At 73.3% G+C, this 23,347-nt stretch carries 25 protein-coding genes; 6 read left to right on the top strand and 19 right to left on the bottom strand.

Going from position 1 to position 23,347, the window contains the following annotated elements; genetic code table 11:
* Window positions 1–13 precede the first annotated feature (13 nt).
* Genes KSNIM_RS25550 through KSNIM_RS25540 form a run of 3 tightly spaced genes read left to right on the top strand, consistent with a single transcriptional unit; the run spans window position 14 to window position 2,363 of the window.
* Window positions 14–946, top strand: a complete 933-nt coding sequence (locus tag KSNIM_RS25550) for a metal ABC transporter ATP-binding protein (RefSeq protein WP_263105468.1) — start codon at window positions 14–16, stop codon at window positions 944–946.
* Window positions 946–1,917 (top strand): metal ABC transporter permease, encoded by a 972-nt coding sequence (locus KSNIM_RS25545; protein ID WP_263108111.1) that lies wholly within the window; start codon window positions 946–948, stop codon window positions 1,915–1,917. Before KSNIM_RS25550 ends, KSNIM_RS25545 begins: the two co-directional genes overlap by 1 nt.
* A 35-nt stretch (window positions 1,918–1,952) precedes the next feature.
* A complete protein-coding gene (locus KSNIM_RS25540) occupies window positions 1,953–2,363 on the top strand; it encodes a Fur family transcriptional regulator (protein WP_263105467.1) in 411 nt (136 codons plus the stop codon).
* 151 nt (window positions 2,364–2,514) lie between these two features.
* Here the strand turns inward: KSNIM_RS25540 and KSNIM_RS25535 are convergent, their stop codons facing one another.
* The 4 genes from KSNIM_RS25535 to leuA all read right to left on the bottom strand — a co-directional run bounded on the left by KSNIM_RS25535 (window position 2,515) and on the right by leuA (window position 7,221).
* Window positions 2,515–3,363 (bottom strand): isoprenyl transferase, encoded by an 849-nt coding sequence (locus KSNIM_RS25535; RefSeq protein ID WP_263105466.1) that lies wholly within the window; start codon window positions 3,361–3,363, stop codon window positions 2,515–2,517.
* A gap of 2 nt (window positions 3,364–3,365) precedes the next feature.
* Window positions 3,366–4,112 carry a DNA repair protein RecO gene (gene recO / locus KSNIM_RS25530; RefSeq protein ID WP_263105465.1) on the bottom strand — a complete coding sequence of 249 codons (747 nt, stop codon included), beginning with the start codon at window positions 4,110–4,112 and terminating at the stop codon, window positions 3,366–3,368.
* A gap of 387 nt (window positions 4,113–4,499) precedes the next feature.
* Complete coding sequence (locus tag KSNIM_RS25525; protein WP_263105464.1) at window positions 4,500–5,177, bottom strand: TerB family tellurite resistance protein; 678 nt, start codon at window positions 5,175–5,177, stop codon at window positions 4,500–4,502.
* Between the two features lie 262 nt (window positions 5,178–5,439).
* Window positions 5,440–7,221, bottom strand: coding sequence for a 2-isopropylmalate synthase (leuA, locus tag KSNIM_RS25520; protein WP_263105463.1), 1,782 nt, complete (start codon window positions 7,219–7,221; stop codon window positions 5,440–5,442).
* Between the two features lie 308 nt (window positions 7,222–7,529).
* Here leuA and KSNIM_RS25515 point away from each other — a divergent pair, with 308 nt between their 5' ends.
* Together KSNIM_RS25515 and KSNIM_RS25510 are read left to right on the top strand one after the other, a co-directional pair.
* On the top strand, window positions 7,530–8,561 hold the full coding sequence (locus KSNIM_RS25515) for a M4 family metallopeptidase (protein ID WP_263105462.1): 1,032 nt from the start codon (window positions 7,530–7,532) through the stop codon (window positions 8,559–8,561).
* 63 nt (window positions 8,562–8,624) lie between these two features.
* On the top strand, window positions 8,625–8,891 hold the full coding sequence (locus KSNIM_RS25510; RefSeq protein WP_263105461.1) for a protealysin inhibitor emfourin: 267 nt from the start codon (window positions 8,625–8,627) through the stop codon (window positions 8,889–8,891).
* A 260-nt stretch (window positions 8,892–9,151) separates the two neighbouring features.
* Here KSNIM_RS25510 and KSNIM_RS25505 read toward each other — a convergent pair whose 3' ends face one another.
* Both KSNIM_RS25505 and KSNIM_RS39465 read right to left on the bottom strand, forming a co-directional pair.
* Window positions 9,152–9,385, bottom strand: a complete 234-nt coding sequence (locus KSNIM_RS25505) for a hypothetical protein (protein WP_263105460.1) — start codon at window positions 9,383–9,385, stop codon at window positions 9,152–9,154.
* Between the two features lie 165 nt (window positions 9,386–9,550).
* Window positions 9,551–10,303 carry a hypothetical protein gene (locus KSNIM_RS39465; protein ID WP_411543886.1) on the bottom strand — a complete coding sequence of 251 codons (753 nt, stop codon included), beginning with the start codon at window positions 10,301–10,303 and terminating at the stop codon, window positions 9,551–9,553.
* On the opposite strand from KSNIM_RS39465, the gene KSNIM_RS39460 reads away from it, so the two are divergent.
* Entirely contained in the window at window positions 10,191–10,481 is a 291-nt protein-coding gene (locus tag KSNIM_RS39460) for a hypothetical protein (RefSeq protein ID WP_411543773.1), read from the top strand. The genes KSNIM_RS39465 and KSNIM_RS39460 overlap by 113 nt on opposite strands.
* 184 nt (window positions 10,482–10,665) lie before the next feature.
* On the opposite strand, the gene era is transcribed toward KSNIM_RS39460, so the two are convergent.
* From era to KSNIM_RS25430, 13 genes are all read right to left on the bottom strand, one after another.
* Window positions 10,666–11,595: a GTPase Era gene (gene era, locus KSNIM_RS25490; protein WP_263105459.1), complete on the bottom strand. Its 930-nt coding sequence runs from the start codon at window positions 11,593–11,595 to the stop codon at window positions 10,666–10,668.
* 57 nt (window positions 11,596–11,652) lie between these two features.
* On the bottom strand, window positions 11,653–11,808 hold the full coding sequence (locus KSNIM_RS25485; RefSeq protein ID WP_159400980.1) for a hypothetical protein: 156 nt from the start codon (window positions 11,806–11,808) through the stop codon (window positions 11,653–11,655).
* A gap of 139 nt (window positions 11,809–11,947) precedes the next feature.
* Window positions 11,948–12,301, bottom strand: a complete 354-nt coding sequence (locus KSNIM_RS25480) for a cytidine deaminase (protein ID WP_263105458.1) — start codon at window positions 12,299–12,301, stop codon at window positions 11,948–11,950.
* A 66-nt stretch (window positions 12,302–12,367) separates the two neighbouring features.
* Window positions 12,368–13,366 (bottom strand): aldo/keto reductase, encoded by a 999-nt coding sequence (locus KSNIM_RS25475; protein ID WP_263105457.1) that lies wholly within the window; start codon window positions 13,364–13,366, stop codon window positions 12,368–12,370.
* A gap of 143 nt (window positions 13,367–13,509) precedes the next feature.
* A complete protein-coding gene (locus tag KSNIM_RS25470; protein WP_263105456.1) occupies window positions 13,510–14,046 on the bottom strand; it encodes a DUF4383 domain-containing protein in 537 nt (178 codons plus the stop codon).
* Between the two features lie 19 nt (window positions 14,047–14,065).
* Window positions 14,066–14,302, bottom strand: a complete 237-nt coding sequence (locus tag KSNIM_RS25465) for a hypothetical protein (RefSeq protein WP_263105455.1) — start codon at window positions 14,300–14,302, stop codon at window positions 14,066–14,068.
* Window positions 14,303–14,417: 115 nt separating this feature from the next.
* The gene (locus KSNIM_RS25460; RefSeq protein ID WP_263105454.1) at window positions 14,418–15,752 is read right to left on the bottom strand and encodes a hemolysin family protein; all 1,335 of its coding nucleotides are present in this window, start codon (window positions 15,750–15,752) and stop codon (window positions 14,418–14,420) included.
* A 13-nt stretch (window positions 15,753–15,765) separates the two neighbouring features.
* Window positions 15,766–16,260, bottom strand: coding sequence for an rRNA maturation RNase YbeY (ybeY, locus tag KSNIM_RS25455; RefSeq protein ID WP_263105453.1), 495 nt, complete (start codon window positions 16,258–16,260; stop codon window positions 15,766–15,768).
* Window positions 16,261–16,274: 14 nt separating this feature from the next.
* The gene (locus tag KSNIM_RS25450) at window positions 16,275–17,390 is read right to left on the bottom strand and encodes a PhoH family protein (protein WP_411543772.1); all 1,116 of its coding nucleotides are present in this window, start codon (window positions 17,388–17,390) and stop codon (window positions 16,275–16,277) included.
* Window positions 17,391–17,777: 387 nt separating this feature from the next.
* The gene (locus KSNIM_RS25445) at window positions 17,778–18,698 is read right to left on the bottom strand and encodes a ribonuclease Z (protein WP_263105452.1); all 921 of its coding nucleotides are present in this window, start codon (window positions 18,696–18,698) and stop codon (window positions 17,778–17,780) included.
* Between the two features lies 1 nt (window position 18,699).
* Complete coding sequence (locus KSNIM_RS25440) at window positions 18,700–19,059, bottom strand: histidine triad nucleotide-binding protein (protein WP_263105451.1); 360 nt, start codon at window positions 19,057–19,059, stop codon at window positions 18,700–18,702.
* 128 nt (window positions 19,060–19,187) lie between these two features.
* A complete protein-coding gene (locus KSNIM_RS25435) occupies window positions 19,188–22,430 on the bottom strand; it encodes a S41 family peptidase (RefSeq protein ID WP_263105450.1) in 3,243 nt (1,080 codons plus the stop codon).
* A gap of 134 nt (window positions 22,431–22,564) precedes the next feature.
* Window positions 22,565–23,314 carry a 16S rRNA (uracil(1498)-N(3))-methyltransferase gene (locus KSNIM_RS25430; protein WP_263105449.1) on the bottom strand — a complete coding sequence of 250 codons (750 nt, stop codon included), beginning with the start codon at window positions 23,312–23,314 and terminating at the stop codon, window positions 22,565–22,567.
* Between the last annotated feature and the right edge of the window lie 33 nt (window positions 23,315–23,347).

The raw sequence follows: 23,347 nt of genomic DNA, 5'->3' as shown, positions 1-23,347 counted from the left end.
GGGACACCACGCCATGAGCCCAGTCCTCCCCGAGCGCACCACCGCGCCCGACTCAAGCCCCGCACCCGAAGCAACCACCGCGCCCGACTCAAGCCCCGCACCCGAAGCAACCACCGCGCCGGAAGCAGCCACCGCACCCGACGCAACCACCACGGCCGACGCAGCCGCCGACGCAGCCCCCGGTGGGCAGCCGCCCGCCGTCCGTCTCCGCGAAGCGGTCGCCTCCGTTGGCGGCCGCCCGGTGCTGCGCGGCGTCGACCTCACCGTCCGCCCCGGCGAGGTGGTGGCCCTGCTCGGCGCCAACGGCTCGGGCAAGTCGACCACCGTCAAGGCGGTGATCGGCGGCGTCCCGCTGGACCGCGGGCACCTGGAGCTGTTCGGCACCCCGTACCGCTCGTTCCGCGACTGGCGCCGGATCGGCTACGTGCCGCAGCGCACCACCGCCGCCGGCGGCGTTCCGGCGACCGTCCGCGAGGTGGTCTCCACCGGACGCCTGCCGCAGCACCGACTGCTGCCCTTCCGCCGGCGCGACCGCGCGGCGGTCGACCGGGCGCTGGCCGCGGTCGGCATGCTGGACCGCGCCGAGGACGGCGTGGCCGGGCTCTCGGGCGGCCAGCACCAGCGGGTGCTGATCGCCCGCGCCCTGGTCGGCGAACCGGACCTGCTGATCATGGACGAGCCGATGGCCGGGGTGGACGTCGCCAGCCAGCAGGTGCTCGCCGACATCCTGGGCCGGGAGGCCGAGCGCGGCTGCGCCGTCCTGCTCGTCCTGCACGAACTCGGCCCGCTGGAGCCGCTCATCGACCGCGCCGTGGTGCTGCGGGACGGCTGTGTGGCGCACGACGGCCCGCCGCCCCAGGGGGTCGGGCAGCACGCGCTGCCCGGTCACGACCACGTCCACCCGCACGCCGACGACCACACCCACACCCGAGGACTGCTCGCATGATCGAGATGCTCCAGTTCGACTTCATGCAGCGGGCGCTGGTCGCCGCCGTGCTGGTCGGGATCACCGCGCCGGCCGTCGGCGTCTACCTGGTGCAGCGGCGCCAGGCGCTGATGGGCGACGGCATCGGGCACGTCGCCCTCACCGGCGTCGGCCTCGGCTTCCTGTTCCAGACCAGCCCGGTCTGGATGGCCGTCCTGGTCTGCGTGCTGGGCGCGGTCGTGATGGAACTCGTCCGCTCGCGCGGCAACCAGCGCGGCGACATCGCCCTCGCGATGCTCTTCTACGGCGGCATGGCCTGCGGAAAACTGCTGGTCAGCGTGAGCGCGCAGGCCGGCAGCGGCAACCTGGAGAGCTACCTGTGGGGCTCCATCCTCACCGTCGGCCCCGAGGACCTCGCGACCATCGCGGTGCTGGCCGCCGTGGTCGTGGCCGTCACCTTCGGGCTGCGCCGTCAGCTGTTCGCGATCTGCCAGGACGAGGAGTTCGCCCGGGTCACCGGCATCCCCGTCCGGCTGCTGAACCTGCTGCTGGCCGTGATGGCCGCGGTCACCGTGACGGTGGCGATGCGGGTGGTCGGCCTGCTGCTGGTCAGCGCGCTGATGGTCGTCCCGGTGGCGGCGGCGCAGCAGGTGACGCGCTCCTTCCGGGCGACCCAGGCGGCGGCGGTCGGTCTCGGCATCACCGTGGCGGTGCTCGGTGTGGCGGGCTCGTACCAGGCCGACGTGCCGTCCGGTCCGGCCATCGTGCTGCTGGCCATCGCCGCCTTCGCCCTGCTGGGGGCGGTGGCCGGGCCGTTGTCCCGGCGCCGGCACCGGGCGGCGCCGGACTCCGGTCCCGAGGTCTGCGACGTGGTGCTGCCCGCCCAGTCGGCGGGCCGGGACGGCACCGCTCCGGGCCGGGAGGGGGCGTCCGCGGGCCGGGACGGACGGCGTGAGAGCGAGCCGTCCGCGGGCCGGGGGCTGGCACAATGAGGTGCGACAGCATCCCACCCCCAGGAGGACCCACGGTGACCACCGCAGGCCCGACGCCGCGAGCCCGATCCACTCGGCAGCGAGCCGCCGTCTCGGCGGCGCTGGACGAGATCGAGGACTTCCGCAGCGCGCAGGAACTGCACGACATGCTCAAGCACCGGGGCGACTCGGTGGGTCTGACCACGGTGTACCGCACGCTCCAGTCCCTCGCCGAGGCCGGTGAGGTGGACGTGCTGCGGACGGCCGAGGGCGAGGCGGTCTACCGGCGGTGCAGCAGCGGGCACCACCACCACCTGGTGTGCCGCAGCTGCGGTGCGACGGTCGAGGTGGAGGGCCCGGCGGTGGAGCACTGGGCGAACGCGGTCGCCGCCGAGCACGGCTTCAGCGACATCGCGCACACACTGGAGATCTTCGGTACCTGCGGCAACTGCGCGCAGAAGGCCTGACCGGCACCACCGCGGGCACAGCTTCACCACCACCGCACGTACAACCGCGGACGCAACTGCAACAGCACGAGGCCCGGGTCCTTCCGACCCGGGCCTCGCCGCGCATCCGTGTGTATCCGTGTGTGCCCGTGTGTGTTCGCGGGCCGCCCGCTCAGCGCTGGGCGGGCACCTCGGCGGGGGAGGCGGTCTCCTGCTGCACCTCGTTGGGGATCGCCCCGCCGAAGCGGCGGTCGCGCCGCGCGTACTGCTCGCAGGCGCGCCACAGGTCGCGGCGGTCGAAGTCCGGCCAGAGCACGTCCTGGAAGACGAACTCGGCGTAGGCGGACTGCCAGGCGAGGAAGTTGGAGGTGCGCTGCTCGCCGCTGGGGCGCAGGAACAGGTCGACGTCCGGCATGTCGGGGTAGTACAGGTACTTGGCGAAGGTCTTCTCGTTGACCTTCTTGGGGTCGAGCCGGCCGGCGGCGACGTCGCGGGCGATGGCCTGGGCGGCGTCGGCGATCTCGGCCCGGCCGCCGTAGTTGACGCAGAAGTACAGCGTCATGGCGGTGTTGTCCTTGGTCTGCTCCTGGGCGACCTGGAGCTCCTGGACGACGCTCTTCCACATCTTGGGCATGCGGCCGGCCCAGCGGATGCGGATGCCCATGGCGTCCATCTCGTCGCGGCGGCGGCGGATGACGTCCCGGTTGAAGTTCATCAGGAACTTCACCTCTTCCGGGGACCGCTTCCAGTTCTCGGTGGAGAAGGCGTAGAGCGAGAGGTTCTTGACGCCGATCTCCAGGCAGCCGCGGAGTACGTCGAGGACGACGGCCTCGCCGACCTTGTGGCCCTCGGTGCGGGGCAGGCCGCGCTCCTTGGCCCAGCGGCCGTTGCCGTCCATCACGCAGGCCACGTGGTTCGGCACCAGCTCGCCGGGGATCTTCGGCGGCCGGGCGCCGCTCGGGTGCGGCGCCGGGGTCTCGTACACCCGCTGCTTGCTGCCGAAGAGCCGTCGTGCTGCCATGCTCACTTCTCCACGTATCTCATCGAGCGGATGCCCCGCTCCAGGTGCCACTGCAGATATGCGGCCACCAGCCCGCTGCCCTCGCGCCAGTACCGCGGCTCGCAGGAGTCCGCCGTCTGCCAGTCCCCCGACAGCAGTGCGCCGAGCAGGACCAGTGTCTCAGGGGAGGGTACGGCACTTCCAGGGACCCGACAGTCGCCGCAGAGCACGCCGCCCGCCTGGAGCGAGAAGAAACGGTTGGGTCCGGGCAGGCCGCACTTGGCGCACGCGTCGAAACTCGCGCCGTAGCCGTTGACCGCGAGGGAGCGGAGCAGGAAGGCGTCGAGCACCAGGTGCGGCTCGTGCTCGCCCGCGGCGAGGGTGCGCAGGCCGCCGACCAGGAGCAGGTACTGCTGGACGGCGGGCTCGCCCTCGTTCTCGGCGAAGCGCTCGGCGGTCTCCAGCATGGCGGTACCGGCGGTGTAGCGGGCGTAGTCGCCGACGATCCGGCCGCCGTAGGGGGCGATGGTCTCGACCTGGGTGCACAGCGGCAGGGAGCGGCCGACCAGGTCGCTGCCCCGGCTGAAGAACTGCACATCGACGTGGGAGAACGGCTCCAGTCGGGCGCCGAACTTGGACTTGGTGCGGCGCACGCCGCGGGCGACGGCGCGGACCCGGCCGTGCTGCCGGGTGAGCAGGGTGATGATCCGGTCGGCCTCGCCGAGCTTCTGGGTGCGCAGCACCACGCCGTCGTCGCGGAACAGGCTCATGCGGCGGCACTCCGGGCGACGGCGGCGGGCAGTATGGGCATCCCCCCATTCTCGCGCACGCCGGCCGGGCTTCGGGCGGACCCGCACGGCGGGGCCGAGCGGCGGGGCCGGACGGGCCGGCGGGGCCGAGGCCGCCGAGCCGTGTGCGGGCAGCCGTGAGCCCGCACCGGGGCCGGGGGGTTGCCCTGTCGGTGCGGGACACGGCGGGCCCGGGAGGGGGGAGTCGGGCCCGGTCGGGGGCGCGGCCCGGGAGACCGGCGCGCGAGGGATGGTGCTGCAGCGGGAGTCCGGACGGACAAGAGGACGACAGGACGACAGGACGGGAGCCCGGACGAACGGACGCCGGCTCGGGAAGGGTGGACGAGCGGGGGACGGGGGCGCCCGGCGTCAGCGCGGGGCGCGGGTGGCGGCCTCCAGCAGGTCCTCGACCCGCGGGGGTCCGATCCGCAGGCAGCGCCCGACCGCGGCGAGGGCGGCCCGCTCCTGCGGGAGGTAGCCGCCGTCCGCCAGGGCGATCCAGGCGCCCTGCATGACCAGGCGCTCGCGGCCGGCCGGTGCCAGGTGCGGGGCGAGCGGTTCGAGGGCGGCGTGGAGTTCGATGGCGAGGCCGCCGGCGCCGCTGGCGGCGGTGTCGTCGACGTCCTGGGGTTCGCCGCCGCTGCGGCCGGTCAGTGCGGCGAGGGAGGCGAGCACCTGGGCCTCGCCGCAGTCCTCGAAGCCGGCCTCACGGATGAGGGCGCAGGCGGCGTCGCGGCCGGGCCGGCTGCCGGAGCCGCCGGCGGCGAGGACGGCGAGGGCGACGGTGTACTGGGCGTCGCGGAGCATCGCGGCGAGCCGGACGGAGGTGAGCTGCTCCAGCGCCTCGACGCCGTAGCGGCCGTGACAGCTGGTGCACTGCACGCTGCCGATGACGGGGCCGAGCGGCAGGACCGGGGTGCCGAGCAACCGCAGCCACCGCCGGCCGTGCTGTCGGCGGTAGTTGCGGTCGCCGCCGCAGCCCGGGCAGAAGAAGTCACCGAGGACGTCAGTCCGCCAGCGAGGACGGACACCCCACAACCCTGTCACGGCGCCACTCCCCAGACATGGCAGGCGGCCTGCACGTCTGCGGGCAGGTCACGCGACCGGACTCCGCTGGCCGTCCCACCGACCCCGGTTCCGGTGCGTCGATGTTGCCACGGTTACGGGCACGTGTCAGCACCCCGAACGGGTGCCGGGACGAAAAAATGTGGCGCAGGACACACGGGGTGGCGGGTGGGGCCGGACGGCCCGGAAACGCGGCGAGGGGCCGCCCCTGCGGGCGGCCCCTCGTACACGTCGCTTCGGGGTGTCAGCCGCGCTGCGCGCGGTTGACGGCGCTCACCAGAGCCTTCAGCGAGGCCAGCACGGTGTTGCCGTCGATGCCGACGCCCCACAGCACCTTGCCGTCGACGGCGCACTCGACGTAGGCGGCGGCCTGGGCGTCGCCGCCCTCGCTCAGCGCGTGCTCGGCGTAGTCCAGGACGCGGACGTCCAGGCCGATGCCGGCCAGGGCGTCGACGAAGGCGGAGACCGGGCCGTTGCCGGATCCGGTCAGCGCGGTGCGCTCGCCGTCCACGACGGCCTCGGCGTGCAGCACGTCGCGGCCGTTCTCGGTGGTCAGGCTGCGCGGGCCGTCCAGCGAGATGCGGCCCCACGGGTTCTCCGGGGTGGGCAGGTACTCGTCCTGGAAGACCGCCCAGATCTCGGCCGGGGTGACCTCGCCGCCCTCGGCGTCGGTCTTCGACTGGATGTTCTTCGAGAACTCGATCTGCATCCGGCGCGGCAGGTCCAGCTTGTGGTCGTTCTTCAGGACGTACGCGATGCCGCCCTTGCCGGACTGGCTGTTGACCCGGATCACGGCCTCGTAGGAGCGGCCGACGTCCTTCGGGTCGATCGGCAGGTACGGGACGCCCCAGGTGAAGTCGGCGACCGGGACGCCGGCGGCGGCCGCGTCGGCCTCCAGGGCGTCGAAGCCCTTCTTGATGGCGTCCTGGTGGGAGCCGGAGAAGGAGGTGTAGACCAGGTCGCCGGCGTAGGGGTGGCGCTCGGCGACGCCCATCTGGTTGCAGTACTCGGCGGTACGACGGATCTCGTCGATGTCCGAGAAGTCGATCATCGGGTCGACGCCCTGCGAGAACAGGTTCATGCCGACGTTGACCAGGTCCAGGTTGCCGGTGCGCTCACCCTGGCCGAACAGGCAGCCCTCGACGCGGTCGGCGCCGGCCATCACGGCCAGCTCCGCCGAGGCGACGCCGGTGCCGCGGTCGTTGTGCGGGTGGGTGGACAGGCAGACGAACTCGCGGCGGGACAGGTTCCGCGACATCCACTCGATCTTGTCGGCGTAGACGTTCGGGGTGGACCGCTCGACGGTGGTCGGCAGGTTCAGGATGATCTCGCGACCCTCGCCCGGCTGCCAGACGTCCATGACCGCCTCGCAGACCTCCAGGGCGAAGTCCAGCTCGGTGTCGATGAAGATCTCCGGCGAGTACTCGTAGCCCAGGACGGTCTCGTCGCCCAGGATCTTCTCGGCGTACTCCATCACCAGGCGGGTGCCGTCGACGGCGATCGCCTTGATGTCGTCCTTGCTGCCCTTGAAGACCACCCGGCGGAACAGCGGCGAGGTGGCGTTGTACAGGTGGACGGTGGCCCGGGGGGCGCCCTTCAGGGACTGCACGGTGCGCTCGATCAGGTCCTCACGGGCCTGGGTCAGCACCGAGATGGTGACGTCCTCGGGGATCGCGTTCTCCTCGATCAGGGAACGCACGAAGGCGAAGTCGGTGGCACCGGAGGACGGGAATCCGACCTCGATCTCCTTGTAGCCCATGCGCACCAGCAGGTCGAACATCTTGCGCTTGCGGGCCGGGGACATCGGGTCGATCAGGGCCTGGTTGCCGTCCCGCAGGTCGGTGGACAGCCAGCGCGGGGCCTGCGTGATCACCTTGCTCGGCCAGGTGCGGTCGGGCAGGTCGACGGTGCCGAAGGGTACGTACCGGTGGAACGGCATGCCCGAGGGCTTCTGCTGCACCGTGTGTGCCGTGATCGGGGTGGGGCGGTCGATGAACGCGCGGGCGACGGACGACTGCTCGGTCATGGGGTGACTCTCGGCTTCCATGTCGATTGCGGGCTGATCGGGGCTTGGACACCCGAACTCGGCCGACTGGTGTGCCGCATCCAGAAGGGCGCAACACGACTCCCCGCGGCGAGGGAGCCGGCCTCCGATGGACTAAAGGCCCTCGCCGCGGCAGCTAAGAAGAAGCAGCCCGTAACGCATGATGTTCCCCAGCGTAACCCAGCTCATCGGGCACACGAAGTGAAGCCCGCCACGATTCCACCCACTGAGACGGTTCGTTTTCCGCAAGGGTGGTGACAAGTCGTCATGGATGCGTCACCCTGGGCGACATGGCTGCGACTTCCGCGTACCCGTGCTGCGCCATCGTCCCGCCCCACGTCCTCGACCGACTGGCCGAACTGGGCCACGCCCCGGCCCGGCGCTCCGTGGCCATCGACACCGCGCTGCGCGCGCAGCGACTGCTCGCCGGCCCCTCCGCCGGCGCCGCGCCCGAGCGGTTGTCCCGCACCGTCGCCGATGCCGGCCACGGCGAGAGCCTGCCGGGCCGCACCGTCCGCGCCGAGGGCGACGGTCCCGTCCCCGACGAGTCCGCCAACCGCGCCTACGACGGCCTCGGCGCCACCTTCGCGCTCTACCGCGAGGTGTACGGGCGGGCCTCGATCGACGACGCCTGGCTGCCGCTGGACGCCACCGTCCACTACGGCGACCGCTACGACAACGCGTTCTGGAACGGCAGCCGGATGGTCTTCGGCGACGGGGACGGCGAGATCTTCGTCGACTTCACCGCCTGCCTGGACGTCATAGGCCACGAACTCACGCACGGCGTCACGCAGTTCACCGCCGACCTGGAGTACCGGGACCAGCCCGGGGCGCTCAACGAGTCGCTCTCGGACGTCTTCGGCTCGCTGGTCAAGCAGTACGCGCTCGGCCAGCGGGCCGAGGAGGCGGACTGGCTGATAGGCGCCGGACTGCTCGCCCCCGGGGTGCGCGGGGTCGCCCTGCGCTCCATGAAAGCGCCCGGCACCGCCTACGACGACGAGCGGCTCGGCACCGACCCGCAGCCCGGGCACATGGACGGCTACGTCCGCACCCGTCGCGACTCCGGCGGGGTGCACATCAACTCCGGCATCCCCAACCGCGCCTTCTACCTGGCCGCGGTCGCGATCGGCGGCCACGCCTGGGAGGGCGCCGGGCGGATCTGGTACGACACCCTCACCAGCGGCCGGCTCTCCCCCACCACCGGCTTCGCCGCCTTCGCCCGGGCCACCGTCGCCACCGCCGCCTCGCACTACCCGCGGGTGAGCGGTGTCGCGGACGCGGTGGCCCGTGCGTGGTCACAGGTGGGAATCAGCACAACCTGAGGTACGGGTGGACTCTGTGAAAGACCTCGGCAAAGCCCAGCCCTGCGTAGCACACTGACAACCATGCGTATCCAGGTCACCAGGACCGGCGGCTTCGCCGGCCACGCCAAGCACGCCGAGCTGGACACCGCCGCGCGCCACGACGCACCGCACGTGCACGCACTGGCCCGCGAGGCGATGGCCGGCGGGCTGCGCGCGCCCTCGTACGGCGTCCCGGACGGCTTCCACTACGAGATCACGGTGGACGGCCGCACCGTGTACTGCGCCGACCCCAAGCTGACCGACTCCCAGCGCGAACTGGTCGGCCTGGTCCTGCGCGAGGGCGCCTGACCGCCCGTGGCGCGTCCCCCGGGCACGTACGCCCCGGGGGGAGGTGCCTCGGCCGAAGCGGCCGTTGACGTAGTCCCCGCCATCAGGGTGGAGGCGGTGTAGATCAACGGCGGGTTGAGCGGGTCGTCCGGGTCTACGCCGTCCACCCTCAGCAGCGGGATCCAGCCGAGGTTGGCGGCCAGCCACCTGGCGGTGGGGGTGAGCTCGCACTGCAGCAGGACGAAGCCCCCACGCCGTAGACGACGCCGGGCGCGCGGCCATCAGGCCGACCAGGCCGACCAGGGTGCGGCGCAGTCGGCGGGGCGCGTACTCGCGATGTAGAGGGCACCGCCGAGGGCGAGGGGCAGTGCCGGGCCGACAGCGATGCCGCCGATGAACACGGTGCCGAGCAGCACGGCGGCGATGCCGAACTGGCCACGGCCGCCGTCGGGGTTCCAGTTCTCGACGGTGAGGATGCTGAGGCCGGCGGTGCGCAGCGCGTCGGTGGCGCGCACGGCGAGGTGGCCGCCGGCGGAGAGATCACCACCAGGACGAAGGCGCCGCTGCCGCGGGCGGCCCAGGCGGGAAGAGGCGGTCGGCGAGGCCGGCGTCGGCGTGCAGGGTCCGCGGGGCGTCCGGTGCGGGGGCGGCTGCCGACGCCGCGGCCGGGTCGGCGGCGCTCACGCGGTGCTGCGCGGGCGGAGGGCGGACGCGGTGTGGGCGAGCAGCGCGGGCTCGGCGCTGCTGGCGCCGGCGAGGAAGCGGGCCAGGCTGTCCTGGCACTCGCGCTGCCGCCGGTAGGCGCGGGTGGAGCAGGCGACGGTGCGGCCGTCGAGGTCGAGCCGCCAGCGCCAGAGCTGGCCGTGGTCGACGGGGGCGATCGAGGGGCGGCCGCGGTCGAGGCCGAGGCGCAGGCTGTCGATGGCGGTGAGGCAGCCGGGTACGTCGCGGAACGGCTCGCCGCCCTGCCCGAGGTGGCGGTTGTTCGCCCCGAGCAGCCGCCATACGGCGTCACCGCCGACGGTGCCTGGTCGGGCGGGTCTGCTGACGATCAGGAACCTCGGCTGTCCCATGCCGTTCTTCGCCTTCCGGAGCGCTGTTGCCGGAAGAGACCGTCTCGGTCCCCGAGGGACGAGCAGATTCGCCCACATGAAGGACGGACACCGGTCGCGTGAACGGACGGTGGGCGCAGCCTCCACGACTCGCACACCGTACGTGCGCATCCGATGGCTCGTCAGTCGGAGTCCGGCCCTGGAGGGCCCCGGTCGGCGGGCGGTCGGCGGCGCTGCGGCCGGCCTCCACGGTGTGACACCGGGCCGGGTGCACCACGCCCGGGCGGCGGCCTCCCAGGTCTGCACGGCGCACGGCGGGACGGTCACCCGGGCGGTCGCCACCTCGCCGGGCGCCGCCTCCACCACGGCGGATCCGGCCAGGTGGCGGTCGGGTCGGCTGCGGTCGGAGCCGTCCGGGGCGAGGTACAGCTGGACGGTCTCGCGGCCTGGCCGGGCGCCGGTGCTGCGGGCGCTGCAGGACGCCGGCTCGGACGTCCCCGGTGACGCCGCCCTGGTCGGCGCCGACGACCTGATGCCGGCCCGGCTGCTGCGCCCCTGACCGCGGTGCGGATGGGCCTGCTGCCCGGCGACGGTTCGCCGCGCCGGTCGTTCGCGGGTCCGCCTGGCCCTGCCGCACTGGTCTGCCGGGCGCGCGCCCGGCAGACCAGTGCGGCAGGGCCAGGAAACGGCGACGGCCCGCCGGCGCGGTGCCGGTGGGCCGTACGGGGCTGCGGGGCGGCGGCTCAGAAGCCCAGCTTGCGCAGCTGCTTCGGGTCGCGCTGCCAGTCCTTGGCGACCTTGACGTGCAGGTCGAGGTAGACGGGTGTGCCGAGCAGCGCCTCGATGTGCTTGCGGGCGGTGGTGCCGACGTGCTTCAGCCGGGAGCCCTTGGCGCCGATGACGATCGCCTTCTGGCTCTGCCGCTCGATGTACACGTTGGCGTGGATGTCGAGCAGCGGGCGGTCGGCCGGCCTGCCCTCGCGCGGGAGCATCTCCTCGACGACCACGGCGAGCGAGTGCGGGAGCTCGTCGCGGACGCCCTCCAGGGCGGCCTCGCGGATCAGCTCGGCGACCATGATCTGCTCGGGCTCGTCGGTCAGGTCGCCGTCCGGGTAGAGCGGCTGGCCCTCGGGGAGCAGCTTGGTGATCAGGTCGCCCACCAGTGCGACCTGCTGGTCGCCGACGGCGGAGACGGGAATGATCTCGGCCCACTCGATGCCGAGCTCGGCGCCGAGCTGGTGGATGGCGATCAGCTGCTCGGCCAGCCGCTTGGAGTCGACCAGGTCGGTCTTGGTGACGATCGCGACCTTGGGGGTCTTGCGGACCTCGGCGAGCTCCTTGGCGATGAACCGGTCGCCGGGGCCGAGCTTCTGGTCGGCGGGCAGGCAGAAGCCGATCACGTCGACCTCCGCCCAGGTGGAGCGGACGAGGTCGTTGAGCCGCTCGCCGAGCAGCGTGCGCGGCTTGTGCAGGCCCGGGGTGTCGACCAGGACGAGCTGTGCGTCCGGGCGGTGCACGATGCCGCGCACGGTGTGCCGGGTGGTCTGCGGTCGGTCGGAGGTGATCGCGACCTTCGTCCCGACCAGGGCGTTGGTCAGGGTCGACTTGCCCGCGTTGGGACGGCCGACGAAGCACGCGAACCCGGAGCGGTACGGGGAGGAAGGGGCATTCATGGGCACCATTCTCCCTGATCACCGACGGCCGGACGGACGCTGCGCCGGGGCCGCGGCTCAGCCGGTCTTCTTGCCACCGGTCAGCGCTCCGACCAGGACGAGAACGAGCAGCACGAGCGAGCCGATCAGCCAGTAGGGCGAGCCGGTCTCCCGCCAGCGGCCGAAGCCCATGACGGTGAGCAGCAGCCCCGCGAAGAACGCCAGTACGCCCATGTCCCCTCCCCCTGCCCCCGAACCACCCCGCCCGATCAGACTATCGGCCCCGGGGGGCGGTCCCTCAGGGGCGCGTGGGGGCACCCGACGGCCGAGGGGCCGGGCGGTGCCCCCACGCGCCCCTGCCTGGGCGACCGGGTCAGCGCGCCCCGGTACGGCTCCGCAGGGTGCCGTCGGGGCCGGCCAGCAGCAGCGGGGTGCCGGCGCCGCCGAGGTCGCGCACGGCGGCGAGGTCGGCCTCGGCCGGGGTGTCGGCCTCGGTGACCACCGCGGCGGCCTCCAGGCCCTTGGCCCCGCTGGCCACGGCCATGGCCACCGCGGTCTGCAGCGCGCTGAGGCGCAGCGACTCCAGGGCGACGCTGCCGGCCGTGTAGGTGCGGCCGGTCTCGTCGCGCACCGCGGCCCCCTCCGCCACGCCGTTGCGGGCGCGGACGGAGCGGGCCAGGGTGATGATCTTCTTGTCCTCGGGGTCCAGTTCGGTGATCTCACTCATGGGCCCTGAGCATAGGCGGGCGCCCCCGCGCCGTTCGCGCCGGACCGCGGGGCGGACGCCGCCCGTTCAGCCGTCGGCCTCCGCCAGCAGGGCGCCCCGGCCGGCCGGGGCGAACAGCGCGAGGGCCTCGTCGATGCGGCGCAGCACGGCGGCGTCCAGGGTCACCCCGGCCGCCGCGGTGTTCTCGGCGATGTGGGCGGGGGTGCGGCTGCCGGGGATCGGCACCACGTGTTCGTCCTGGTGCAGCAGCCAGGCCAGCGCCAGTTGCCCGGGGGTGAGGCCGAGGTCGGCGGCGATGCCGCGCAGCGGGGCGTAGCGGTCGTTGTTGGTCCGCAGGTTGGCCTCGTCGAAGCGGGGGATGTGCCGGCGGAAGTCGTCCTCGCCGAGCTGCTGGACGGTGCCGGTGAGGAAGCCGCCGCCGAGCGGGCTCCAGGCGACCAGGCCGGTGCCGAGTTCGCGGGCGGCGGCCAGCAGCTCCGGGTCGACCGGCTGCCACATCGACCACTGGGTCTGCACGGCGGCCACCGGGTGGACGGCGTGCGCGGCGCGCAGCTGTTCGGCGGTCACGTTGGAGAGGCCGAGGTGGCGCACCAGTCCGGCGGCGACGAGGTCGGCGACGGCGCCGACGGTGTCCTCGAGTGGCACCTGCGGGTCGGGGAAGTGCGGGTAGTACAGGTCGATGACGTCGGTGCCGAGGTTGCGCAGCGACTGCTCGGCGTAGCCGCGCACGTACTTCGGCTCGGCGTTGACGGCCAGCTCGCCGAAGGCGTAGCCGACCGGGAAGGCATGCGGTTCGGCGCCCTCGGGGATCCGGAAGCCGAACTTGGTGGCGATCACCACCTCGTCGCGGCGGCCGGCGACGGCCCGGCCGACGAGGGCCTCGTTGTGGCCGTCGGCGCCGTAGCCGTCGGCGGTGTCGATCATCGTGGCGCCGGCGTCCAGCGCGGCGTGCAGGGCGGCGACGCCCCGGTCGTCGTCGGTCCGCCCGTACATGCCGGGCGAGAGCACCATGGCTCCGAAGCCGACGGGTGCGGTCCTCAGCCCTCCGAGTGAGCGCTGGCTCATCCGTCCCCCTCCGTGGTGGTGTGCGGTCGGCGCCCACCCTCCCCCGGAATCCGACGGTCCGTCAAAGTCTTTGCCGGGCACGCCGAGAGGCCGGGACGGCTGGCATCCCGGCCTCCCGCTGCACTCGGTGGCCGACGGCCGGATCAGTGGCCGATCGGGTTGGGCGGCCCGGGCTTGAGCACCTTGACGAGGGTCTGCGGGCCGCTGGGCGCGGTCTCCGGGCCGCTGTGGCGCTCGCGCCAGTACGGGTTGTCATGCGGCAGGTGGCTGCTCACTCTGCCGTACATGCCGAAGGTGACCACCGCGAAGCCGAAGGCGAAGCTGAACACCACGTTGGGGATCTGGAAGGCCAGCCGGTTGGCGCTGCTGTCGAGCACCATGAGGCCGACGAAGCCGGCGAGGATGAACAGCACCCCGACGATCATGTTCAGGGTGGACGCGAAGTTGCCGCCGATCACCGCACCGATCATGAGGATGGCGCCGACCACGATCGACAGCACGCTGAGGGCGCCGTTGCTGGACAGGCCGAGGGTCTCCTTGCCGTCGGTGTCGAAGAACCCGACCTGGTCGACGAGGCCGAGGATGCCGAAGACCACCAGGAACACTCCGCCGAGGCCCGCCGTCCAGCGGTAGATCTGGGCGAGCCTGTGGTCCACGGGAAGTTCGTCTTGCAGTTTCATCTGCTGCCTCCGCCGTACGTCAGCCGTGGCCGTGGTAGTCGCGGTGGAAGGGAATCTCGTGGAGGTAGAGCGAACCGCACTGCTGGCAGGTCCGCAGCCCCGTCCCCCAGTCCGTCTCCGGCCTGGTCTCGGCATCGGGTTCGATCGTGGCGCCGCACATGCCCTCGGCGGGGTTGGCGGTCCGGACGATGTGCCACCTTCTCACTTCGCCGGACCGGCCCGCCGGGCCGTACTCCGCGCGCAGTTGGTGCGTCATACCCTCCATGGTGCAAACGCCCGGGCCCCGGCGGCAAACGCGGCGGGGTCCGTGGTCGCACGAACGGCCGGTCCCCCGGATGCGGGGGACCGGCCGTCGGCGCGGTGGGCTGGGGTCAGCTCTGCTGGTCGGCGAGCTCGTCCTCCGGGTCCTCGACGGCCCGGACGGGCGCGGCGACGACGGTGTCGATGCGGTTGCGGCGGCCGGCCGAGCTCTCGGCGCTCAGCCGGATCGCCACCAGGTCGGTGGCCGTCTCGTCCGGGACGGGGATGTCGCAGGAGGAGCCGGGGATCGGCACCCGCCCGAGGTGCTTGGCGAGCAGGCCGCCGACGGTCTCGACGTCCTCGTCCTCCAGCTCCAGCCCGAACAGCTCGCCGAGGTCCTCGACCAGCAGCCGCGCGGTGATCCGGTACGAGCCGTCGCCGAGGTCCTCGACCGGCGCGATCTCCCGGTCGTACTCGTCGGTGATCTCGCCGACGATCTCCTCCAGGATGTCCTCGATGGTGACCAGACCGGCCGTGCCGCCGTACTCGTCGATCACGATCGCCACGTGCGAGCGCATCTGCTGCATCTCGCGCAGCAGGTCGCCGGCCGGCTTGGAGTCCGGGACGAAGACGGCGGGCCGCATGACCGTGCCGACCTGCTCGGACTCGGCGTCCCGGTTGACGTGGGTGCGCCGGATCAGGTCCTTGAGGTAGACGATGCCGACCACGTCGTCCTCGTTGTCGCCGACCACCGGGATCCGCGAGAAGCCGGAGCGCAGCGCCAGGGTGAGCGCCTGCCGGATGCTCTTGTGGCGCTCGATCATCACCAGGTCGGTGCGCGGCACCATCACCTCGCGGACGATGGTGTCGCCGAGCTCGAAGACGGAGTGCACCATGCGGCGCTCCTCGTCCTCGATCAGGTCGTCCTTCTCGGCGAGGTCGACCAGGGCGCGCAGCTCGGCCTCGGAGGCGAACGGACCCTCCTTGTAGCCCTTGCCCGGGGTCAGTGCGTTGCCGACCAGGATCAGCAGCCGCGGGATCGGCCCGAGGATCCGGGCCAGCGGCAGCAGCACGAAGGAGGCGGCGGTCGACGTGGTCAGCGGGTGCTGGCGGCCGATGGTGCGCGGCGAGACACCGACCGCGACGAAGGACACCAGCACCATCACGGCGATCGCGGAGAGCACCGCCTGCCAGGTCTTGTCGACGTTCCGGACGAAGACCACCGTGACCAGGACGGCCGCCGCCATCTCGCAGGCCACCCGGATCAGGGTGGCCAGGTTGAGGTAGCGGATCGGGTCGGTGGCCACCGTCAGCAGCCGGGCCGAACCCTTGCGGCCCGCCCGGACGGCCTCCTCGGCGCGGAACCGGGAGACCCGGGAGATGCCGGCCTCGGCGCACGCGGCGAGCCAGCCGACCACGACCAGCAGCAGAGCCCCGACGAGGAAGCTCGTACTATCACCACTCACAAGCGGCCGGCCTTCAGTGGACGGTCGGCGCCGGGGAGATCCCGGACAGGCCGCGGCCGGAGCGCCAGTCGTCCAGGATGCGCTTCTGCAGCCCGAACATCTCCTTCTCCTCGTCCGGCTCCTCGTGGTCGTAGCCGAGCACGTGGAGCACCCCGTGGACGGTGAGCAGCTGCAGCTCCTCGTCCATCGAGTGCTGCGAGGGGGCGGCCTTGCCCTGCTGCTGGGCGACCTCGGGGCAGAGCACGATGTCGCCGAGGAGGCCCTGCGGCAGCTCCTGGCCCTCCTTGCCGGGACGCAGCTCGTCCATCGGGAAGGACATCACGTCGGTGGGCCCGGGCAGGTCCATCCACTGGACGTGCAGCTCCGCCATCGCGTCGCTGTCGACGAGGATCACGGAGAGCTCGGACTGCGGGTGGATCCGCATCTTGTCGAGGGCGAAGCGGGCGACGTCGAGGATGGCTTCCTCGTCGACGTCCCACCCGGACTCGTTGGCGATGTCGATCGACATGGAGGGCTTGTGACTCAGCTTTCGGTGCGGTGGGACTGGCGTTGGGACTGACGCGGGGCACGGGCGCCCCGGCGCTGGACGGGCTTGCGGTCGGTGCCGGTCTGGTCGGCCTCCTGCTGGGCGTCCCAGCGCTCGTAGGCGTCCACGATCCGGCCGACCAGCTTGTGCCGCACCACGTCGGTGCTGGTCAGCACCGAGAAGTGGATGTCCGGCACGTCGGCGAGGATCTCCTGGACGACCTTGAGGCCGCTGCGGGTGCCGCCGGGCAGGTCGATCTGGCTGGTGTCACCGGTGACCACCACGCGCGAGTTGAAGCCGAGCCGGGTCAGGAACATCTTCATCTGCTCGGGCGAGGTGTTCTGGGCCTCGTCGAGGATGATGAAGGCGTCGTTGAGGGTCCGGCCGCGCATGTAGGCGAGCGGGGCGACCTCGATGGTGCCCGCGGCCATCAGCCGGGGGATCGAGTCCGGGTCCATCATGTCGTGCAGCGCGTCGTAGAGCGGGCGCAGGTACGGGTCGATCTTCTCGTAGAGCGTGCCGGGCAGGAAGCCCAGCCGCTCCCCCGCCTCGACGGCGGGCCGGGTCAGGATGATCCGGTTGACCTCCTTGGCCTGCAGGGCCTGCACGGCCTTGGCCATCGCCAGGTAGGTCTTGCCGGTGCCGGCCGGGCCGAGGCCGAAGACGATCGTGTGCTTGTCGATCGCGTCGACATAACGCTGCTGGTTGAGCGTCTTGGGGCGGATCGTACGGCCCCGGTTGGACAGGATGTTCGCCGTGAACACCTCGGAGGGCGCCGGGTGGTTCGGGTCCTCGGCGGCGCTCCTGAGCATGGCGATGGAGCGCTCCACGGCGTCCTCCGTCAGGGGTTGGCCGGTGCGCAGCACCAGCATCATCTCGTTGAAGAGCTGCTCGACCAGCCTGACCTCGGAGCGGTCGCCGGTGGCCGTCACCTCGTTGCCGCGCACGTGGATGTCGGTCTGCGGGAACCCCTGCTCGATCACTCGCAGCAGCGAGTCGGCCGCACCCAGCAGCGTCACCATCGGGTGCTTCTCGGGGATCACGATCCGGGTGCTGGCCGGCGCCTCACGGCGCGGCTGTCCGTTGGTGTGGGTCTGCGGTGTGTCACTCATGGGTCGGCGCTGCGGCCTGCCTCATCCCAATCCGTCATCTCGGGGTGCAGCTCGGGGTGTCCGAGGTCACCAGGGTACGCCGCACGGGCCCTCTCCCGGAGGGCAGGGGCGGCACGTCTCCGCCCGCGGCGGCCGGTTTCGATGGTGGGCCACACGTCCGGACCGCGCGAATGGTTTTCCCGTCCCGGCCGTGCCCGCGGGCGGCCTCCGGGACGTCACCGGGGTCCGGCGCGTTTGGGTGGTCGCCTCAGGGGCGCGGGGACCTGCGCAATCCGGGGTGGGTGTCACGACAGCACGGGCCGAGCCGTGATCTGTACCGTGACCCGCATCCGCACCGCGCGGTTCCCCGCGCCCTTGTGGCGCACCCATGTCGTGTGAAGACACACCCTAGGCGCGGCGGCGGGGGACCGGGACGCGGGCCAGGTCCTCGGCGATCACGATCTCCCCGTCGAAGTGCTTGCGAGCCTCGGCGAGGTGCTGGTCGAGGACGGGGTAGCGCTGCGAGAAGTGCGTGAGGACAAGGGTGCGCACACCGGCCTCGGCCGCGACCCGGGCGGCCTGCGCCGCGGTGAGGTGGCCGTGCTCGGACGCCAGGTGCTCGTCGGCGTCCACGAAGGTCGCCTCGATCACCAGCATGTCGGCGCCCTCGGCGAGCTCGCCGACGCCGTCGCACAGACGGGTGTCCATCACGAAGGCGAAACGCTGGCCGGGCCGCGTCTCGCTGACCTCGTCCAGGGTGACGGTGCGGCCGTCCAGCTCGACCCGGCCGTGCTGCTGGAGCGCGCCGACCGCGGGCCCGCGCAGGCCGAGGGCGGCGAGCCGCTCGGGCAGCATCCGGCGGCTGTCCGGCTCGGTGAGCCGGTAGCCGAAGGACTCCACCGGGTGCGACAGCCGGGCCGCGGCCAGCTCGAACGGCGCGCCCGGGGCCTCCAGCGGCCCGGGGTCGAGGATCGGCCGCTGCCGCAGCTCCGCCGTCTCGTGGAAGGCCGAGGCGTACCGCAGCCGGTCGAAGAAGACCTGGCCGGAGGCCGGGTAGTAGGCGTCCACCGGATGCGGCACGCGGTCCAGGTTGATCCGCTGGACGACGCCGGCCAGGCCCAGGCAGTGGTCGCCGTGGAAGTGGGTGACGGCGATCCGGGTGATCTGGGTGGCGGATACGCCGGCGTGCAGCATCTGCCGCTGGGTGCCCTCGCCGGGGTCGAAGAGCAGGCCCTCGCCGTCCCACCGCAGCAGGTAGCCGTTGTGGTTGCGGTGTCGCGTGGGGACCTGGCTGGCGGTGCCGAGGACGACGAGTTCGCGCTGGGACACTTCAGACCAGGCCCTCGCGCAGCTGCACCCCGCCGAGCACGTGGAGGTGGGCGTGGAAGACCGTCTGGCCGGCGCCGGAGCCGGTGTTGAAGATCATCCGGTAGCCGTGGCCGTCGATCTCCTCGTCCTCGGCGACCCGGGCGGCCTCGGTGAGCAGCTGGGCGGTGATCTCCGGCTCGGCGGCGGCGAGCGCGGCCGCGTTCGGGTAGTGCACCTTCGGAATCACCAGGACGTGCGTCGGCGCCTGCGGGTTGATGTCCCGGAAGGCGACGGTGCGCTCGGTCTCCCGGACGACGGTCGCCGGGATCTCCCCCGCCACGATCTTGCAGAACAGGCAGTCGGGCTGGGCCTCGCCGGCCATGGCGGTCTCCTTGCGGGTGCACGTTCCTGACGGTCCGCAGCCTAGCCGAGCTGCGCACTCCGCCGCGGCGGCCGCGGGTCCGGCGCGGGGGCGGGCGGCCGGTGCCGCACTCCCCCGCGCCGTTCGCGCTACAGCTCGGGCAGCGGCGGCGGGGTCTTCGCCGGCCGCTCGGCGAGCGCCTCCAGCGCCAGCCGGACGCCCTCGGCGAGCTGGGGGTCGCGGCCGGCCGCCCAGTCCTGCGGGGCGCAGTCCACCACCACGTCCGGGTCGACGCCGTGGTTCTCCACGCCCCAGCCGTAGCCCTCCAGCCAGAAGGCGTACTTGGGCTGGGTGATCGAGGTGCCGTCGACCAGGGAGTACTTGCTGTCGATGCCGATCACGCCGCCCCAGGTGCGGGTGCCGACCACCGGGCCGATGCCGAGCGCCTGGATCGCGGCGTTGACGATGTCGCCGTCGGAGCCGGAGAACTCGTTGGCGAGCGCCACCACCGGGCCGCGCGGGGCGTCCCCGGGGTACGGCTCGGGGTTGGCCAGGTCGCGGCCGCGGTCCCACCCGACGATCCGCCGGTTCAGCTTCTCGACGATCAGCTGGGAGGTGTGGCCGCCGCGGTTCTCCCGCAGGTCGACGACCACGCCCTCGCGGGCGAGCTCGACCCGCAGGTCGCGGTGGAGCTGCGCCCAGCCGGAGCTGACCATGTCGGGCACGTGCAGGTAGCCGAGCCGGCCGCCGGAGCGCTCGCGGACCTCGGCGCGGCGGCCGGCCACCCAGTCGTGGTAGCGCAGCGCCTCGTCGTCGGCGAGCGGCACGACCACCGGGTGCCGCGGGACGCCGTCCTTGCCGGCCACGGTCAGCTCGACCGGCTGGCCGGCGGTGCCCGCCAGCAGCGGGGCCGGGCCGGCGACCGGGTCGACCGGGCGGCCGTCGACGGCGAGCACGGCGTCGCCGGGCCGGACGGCGACGCCGGGCGCGGCGAGCGGCGCACGGGCCCGCGGGTCGGAGGACTCGCCGGGCAGGATCCGCTCGACCCGCCAGACGTCGCCGTCGCGGACGAGGTCGGCGCCGAGCAGGCCCTGCCGGCGGGCGGCCTCGGTGCCGCGGCCGGGCGGGGTGACGTAGGCGTGCGAGGTGCCGAGCTCGCCGACCGTCTCCCACAGCAGGTCGACCAGGTCGTCGTGGCTGCCGAGGCGGTCCACCAGCGGGCGGTAGCGGTCGAGGACGCCCGCCCAGTCGACGCCGTTCATGTCCGCGCGCCAGAAGTTGTCGCGCATGACGCGGCCGTTCTCGTCGAACATCTGCCGCCACTCGGCGGACGGGTCGACGGTGACCCGCAGCCGGGCGAGGTCGACGTCCACCTCGTCGTCCTCGCCGGCCTTCTGGTCGGCGGGGACGATCCGCAGCCGGGCGTCGTCCAGCACGGCGAGCCTGCTGCCGTCGCCGCTGACCGCGAACGCGTCCAGGGCGTGCACGAGCTCCTCGGCGCGGCGCCGCTTGAAGTCGAAGCGCTCCAGCACGGGCCGCGGGTGGTCGTCCTCCAGCGAGGCGGCGGTGTCGCCGAGTTCGCCGAGCAGCGGCATCCGCGTCCAGACCACGCCCTCCTTGGTGGCCCGCAGGCTGCCGAAGGAGCCGCCCTCCACCGGGAAGGCGAGGATCCGGTCGGCGATCCCCTCCAGGTCGACCCGCGTCCGTACGGTCGTCTCCTCGCCGTCGGCGGCGTCCTTCGCGTCCTTCGCGGCCTTGCCGGCCCCGCTGTCGTCGTCCTCGGCACCGACCGGTCGGCCGGCCCGCTGCGGTCCGAACGGCGACGGGGTGTCGGCGGCCAGGGTGATCAGGTAGGGGCGGCAGCCGGTCGGGAAGGACAGGTCGAAGGAGTGCGAGTCGTACACCGGGTCGAAGTTGCGGACCGAGAGGAAGGCCAGGTGCTTGCCGTCCGCGGTGAACGCCGGCGCGTAGTCGACGAAGCGCTGCGGGGTGGCCTCACTGACCGTGCGGCTGGTCAGGTCGGCCAGCATGATCTGGCGCAGCGACCAGGCACCGAGCGCCGGGCTCGACCAGGCCAGCCAGCTGGAGTCCGGGCTGAACGCCAGGCCGGTGACCTCGCCGTTCTCGCTGCGGGCGAGCTCGTGCACGGTCCCGTCGGAGAGCGCGACCAGCAGCACCCGGCCGTCGTGCGAGGCGACCGCGAGCTGCTTGCCGTCGGGCGAGACGGCCAGGTCGAGGACGCGGCCGAGCCGGCCGGCCGCCAGCCGGCGGCGCTCGGCGCCGAGTACGACGGGCGCGAACTCGATCGCGTCGTCGCCCTCGGCGTCGGTCACCCAGACGACGCCCTGGCCGCCGTCGGCGCCGGGCACCACCCGGGCCAGCCGGGCGCGCACCCCGGGGGTGGCGTCCAGGACCCGGGCCGGGCCCTCACGGTGGGTCAGCCAGTGCACGGTGCCGCGGACGACGACCGCGCCGGCCCGGCCGGTGCGGTCCGGCGCGACCGACTCCAGCCGGCCCGCGGCGGAGACCGGGTGCGGCTGGCGGCGGGTGCGCGGGCCGGCCGGCCGGATCTCCAGTCGGCGGGGCTCGGCGCCGTCCAGGTCGTCGAGCAGCCAGAGGTCGCCGCCGCTGTGCCAGACGACCCGGGTGCCGTCGGTGGTGGCATTGCGGGCGTAGAACCCGCCGTCGGTGTGCCGCCGCAGGTCGGAGCCGTCGGGGAGGCTGGAGTACAGCTGCCCGGTGCCCTCGTGGTCCGACAGGAAGGCGATCCTGGAGTGCTGGGGCCCGCCCACCCACAGCGGCGAGTCGATGTTGCCGTCGAGACCGGTGTGCAGCCGCTCGAAGTCCCGCTCGCCGATCCACAGCTTGCCGGCGGTGCCGCCGCGGTAGCGCTTCCAGTGCGCGGGCTCCCGGCTGAACGCCGACAGCAGGAGCACGCGCTCGCCGCCCGGCTCGAACGCGAGCCCGCCGACCGGCCCGTACGGCAGGCGGGCCGGCTCGCCGCCGTCCAGCGGCAGCGCGAAGGCCCAGGTGCGGCGCAGGGTGGCCTGGCCGGCGGTGGTCACGGCGACCGGACGGCCGTCGGGCGTCCAGCCGCGCAGCGCGGTACGGGCGCTGCCCCAGTGGGTGAGGCGCCGGGACGGGCCGCCGTCGGTGGGTGCGACGTGGACCTCGGGCGCGCCGTCCCGGGTGGACGTCCAGGCGACGTGCCGGCCGTCCGGGGAGAAACGCGGGTGGCTGACCGGGGTCTGGTCCGCCGTCAGCCGCCAGGCCCGGCCGCCGTCCAGCGGTGCGAGCCAGACGTCGTCCTCGGCGACGAAGGCGACGAGGTCGCCGTGCAGGTGGGGGTGGCGCAGGTAGGCGCCCTCGAAGGTGCTCTGCGGTTCGGTCACACCAGCACCCTAGGCACCGCCCGCCGGCGCCGCAGGAGGTTTCTTCTTGAGCGTACGAGCCGGCCGGCCACCGGTGTCCGGACGGGCCCGCGGGCGGCCGTCCGCACCGGCCGGGGTCGGGGCAGGCCGGCGGGTCAGGACCAGCGGCCGGTGCGGCCCAGCAGCAGGGCGCCGGCCGCGACACCGGCCGTGGAGGTGCGCAGCACCGACGGACCGAGCCGGTACGGCGCCGCTCCGGCCGCGGCGAACGCGGCCAGCTCGTCCGGCGAGACGCCGCCCTCCGGGCCGACCACCAGCACGATGTCGCCCTCGTGCGGCAGCGCCGCGGTGGCCAGCGGCTCGGCGCCGTCCTCGTGCAGCACGGCGGCGAAGGCCGCGGCGGCCAGCACCGGGGCGAGCTGACGGGTGGTCATGAGCTCCCCCACCTCGGGGAAGCGGAGCCGGCGGGACTGCTTGCCGGCCTCCCGGGCGGTGGCCCGCCACTTGGCGAGCGCCTTGGCCCCCCGGTCGCCCTTCCACTGCGTGATGCAGCGGGAGGCCGCCCACGGGATCACCGCGTCGACGCCGACCTCGGTCATCGTCTCGACCGCCAGCTCCCCGCGGTCGCCCTTGGGCAGCGCCTGGACGACGACGATCCGCGGGCCGGGCGCGGGCTCGGTGCGGACGGCGTCGACGGTGAGGTCCAGCGCGTCCTTGCCGTGCACGGCGGCCACCGTGCCGTCGACCCCGAGACCGGCCCCGTCGGCCAGCGTGATCGCCTCGCCGACCTCCAGCCGCTTCACCGCGACGGCGTGCCGCCCCTCCGGCCCGTCCAACCGCACCACCGCACCCGGCACGGCCCCGGCCAGCGCCGCACTCTCGACGACGAACACCGGCGCGGTCATGAGGGGTCTTCCTTACGAGTGTGGAGTAGGACA

It is taken from the genome of Kitasatospora sp. DSM 101779 (assembly GCF_025655475.1).
GTDB lineage: Bacteria > Actinomycetota > Actinomycetes > Streptomycetales > Streptomycetaceae > Kitasatospora.
The sequence above is the reverse complement of the archived record's forward strand: the minus strand, read 5'-3'. Positions and strand labels throughout refer to the sequence as shown.

Coding starts and splice junctions, on each gene's coding strand:
- KSNIM_RS25440 (WP_263105451.1), bottom strand. CDS start 19,059: ATGGCCGGCGAGGCCCAGCCCGACTGCCTGTTCTGCAAGATCGTGGCG.
- KSNIM_RS25535 (WP_263105466.1), bottom strand. CDS start 3,363: ATGGCAGCACGACGGCTCTTCGGCAGCAAGCAGCGGGTGTACGAGACC.
- KSNIM_RS25470 (WP_263105456.1), bottom strand. CDS start 14,046: ATGAAACTGCAAGACGAACTTCCCGTGGACCACAGGCTCGCCCAGATC.
- KSNIM_RS25480 (WP_263105458.1), bottom strand. CDS start 12,301: ATGAGTGAGATCACCGAACTGGACCCCGAGGACAAGAAGATCATCACC.
- recO (WP_263105465.1), bottom strand. CDS start 4,112: ATGAGCCTGTTCCGCGACGACGGCGTGGTGCTGCGCACCCAGAAGCTC.
- KSNIM_RS25465 (WP_263105455.1), bottom strand. CDS start 14,302: ATGACGCACCAACTGCGCGCGGAGTACGGCCCGGCGGGCCGGTCCGGC.
- era (WP_263105459.1), bottom strand. CDS start 11,595: ATGAATGCCCCTTCCTCCCCGTACCGCTCCGGGTTCGCGTGCTTCGTC.
- KSNIM_RS25485 (WP_159400980.1), bottom strand. CDS start 11,808: ATGGGCGTACTGGCGTTCTTCGCGGGGCTGCTGCTCACCGTCATGGGC.
- KSNIM_RS25510 (WP_263105461.1), top strand. CDS start 8,625: ATGCGTATCCAGGTCACCAGGACCGGCGGCTTCGCCGGCCACGCCAAG.
- KSNIM_RS25450 (WP_411543772.1), bottom strand. CDS start 17,390: ATGAGTGACACACCGCAGACCCACACCAACGGACAGCCGCGCCGTGAG.
- KSNIM_RS25475 (WP_263105457.1), bottom strand. CDS start 13,366: ATGAGCCAGCGCTCACTCGGAGGGCTGAGGACCGCACCCGTCGGCTTC.
- leuA (WP_263105463.1), bottom strand. CDS start 7,221: ATGACCGAGCAGTCGTCCGTCGCCCGCGCGTTCATCGACCGCCCCACC.
- KSNIM_RS25550 (WP_263105468.1), top strand. CDS start 14: ATGAGCCCAGTCCTCCCCGAGCGCACCACCGCGCCCGACTCAAGCCCC.
- KSNIM_RS25515 (WP_263105462.1), top strand. CDS start 7,530: ATGGCTGCGACTTCCGCGTACCCGTGCTGCGCCATCGTCCCGCCCCAC.
- ybeY (WP_263105453.1), bottom strand. CDS start 16,260: ATGTCGATCGACATCGCCAACGAGTCCGGGTGGGACGTCGACGAGGAA.
- KSNIM_RS25430 (WP_263105449.1), bottom strand. CDS start 23,314: ATGACCGCGCCGGTGTTCGTCGTCGAGAGTGCGGCGCTGGCCGGGGCC.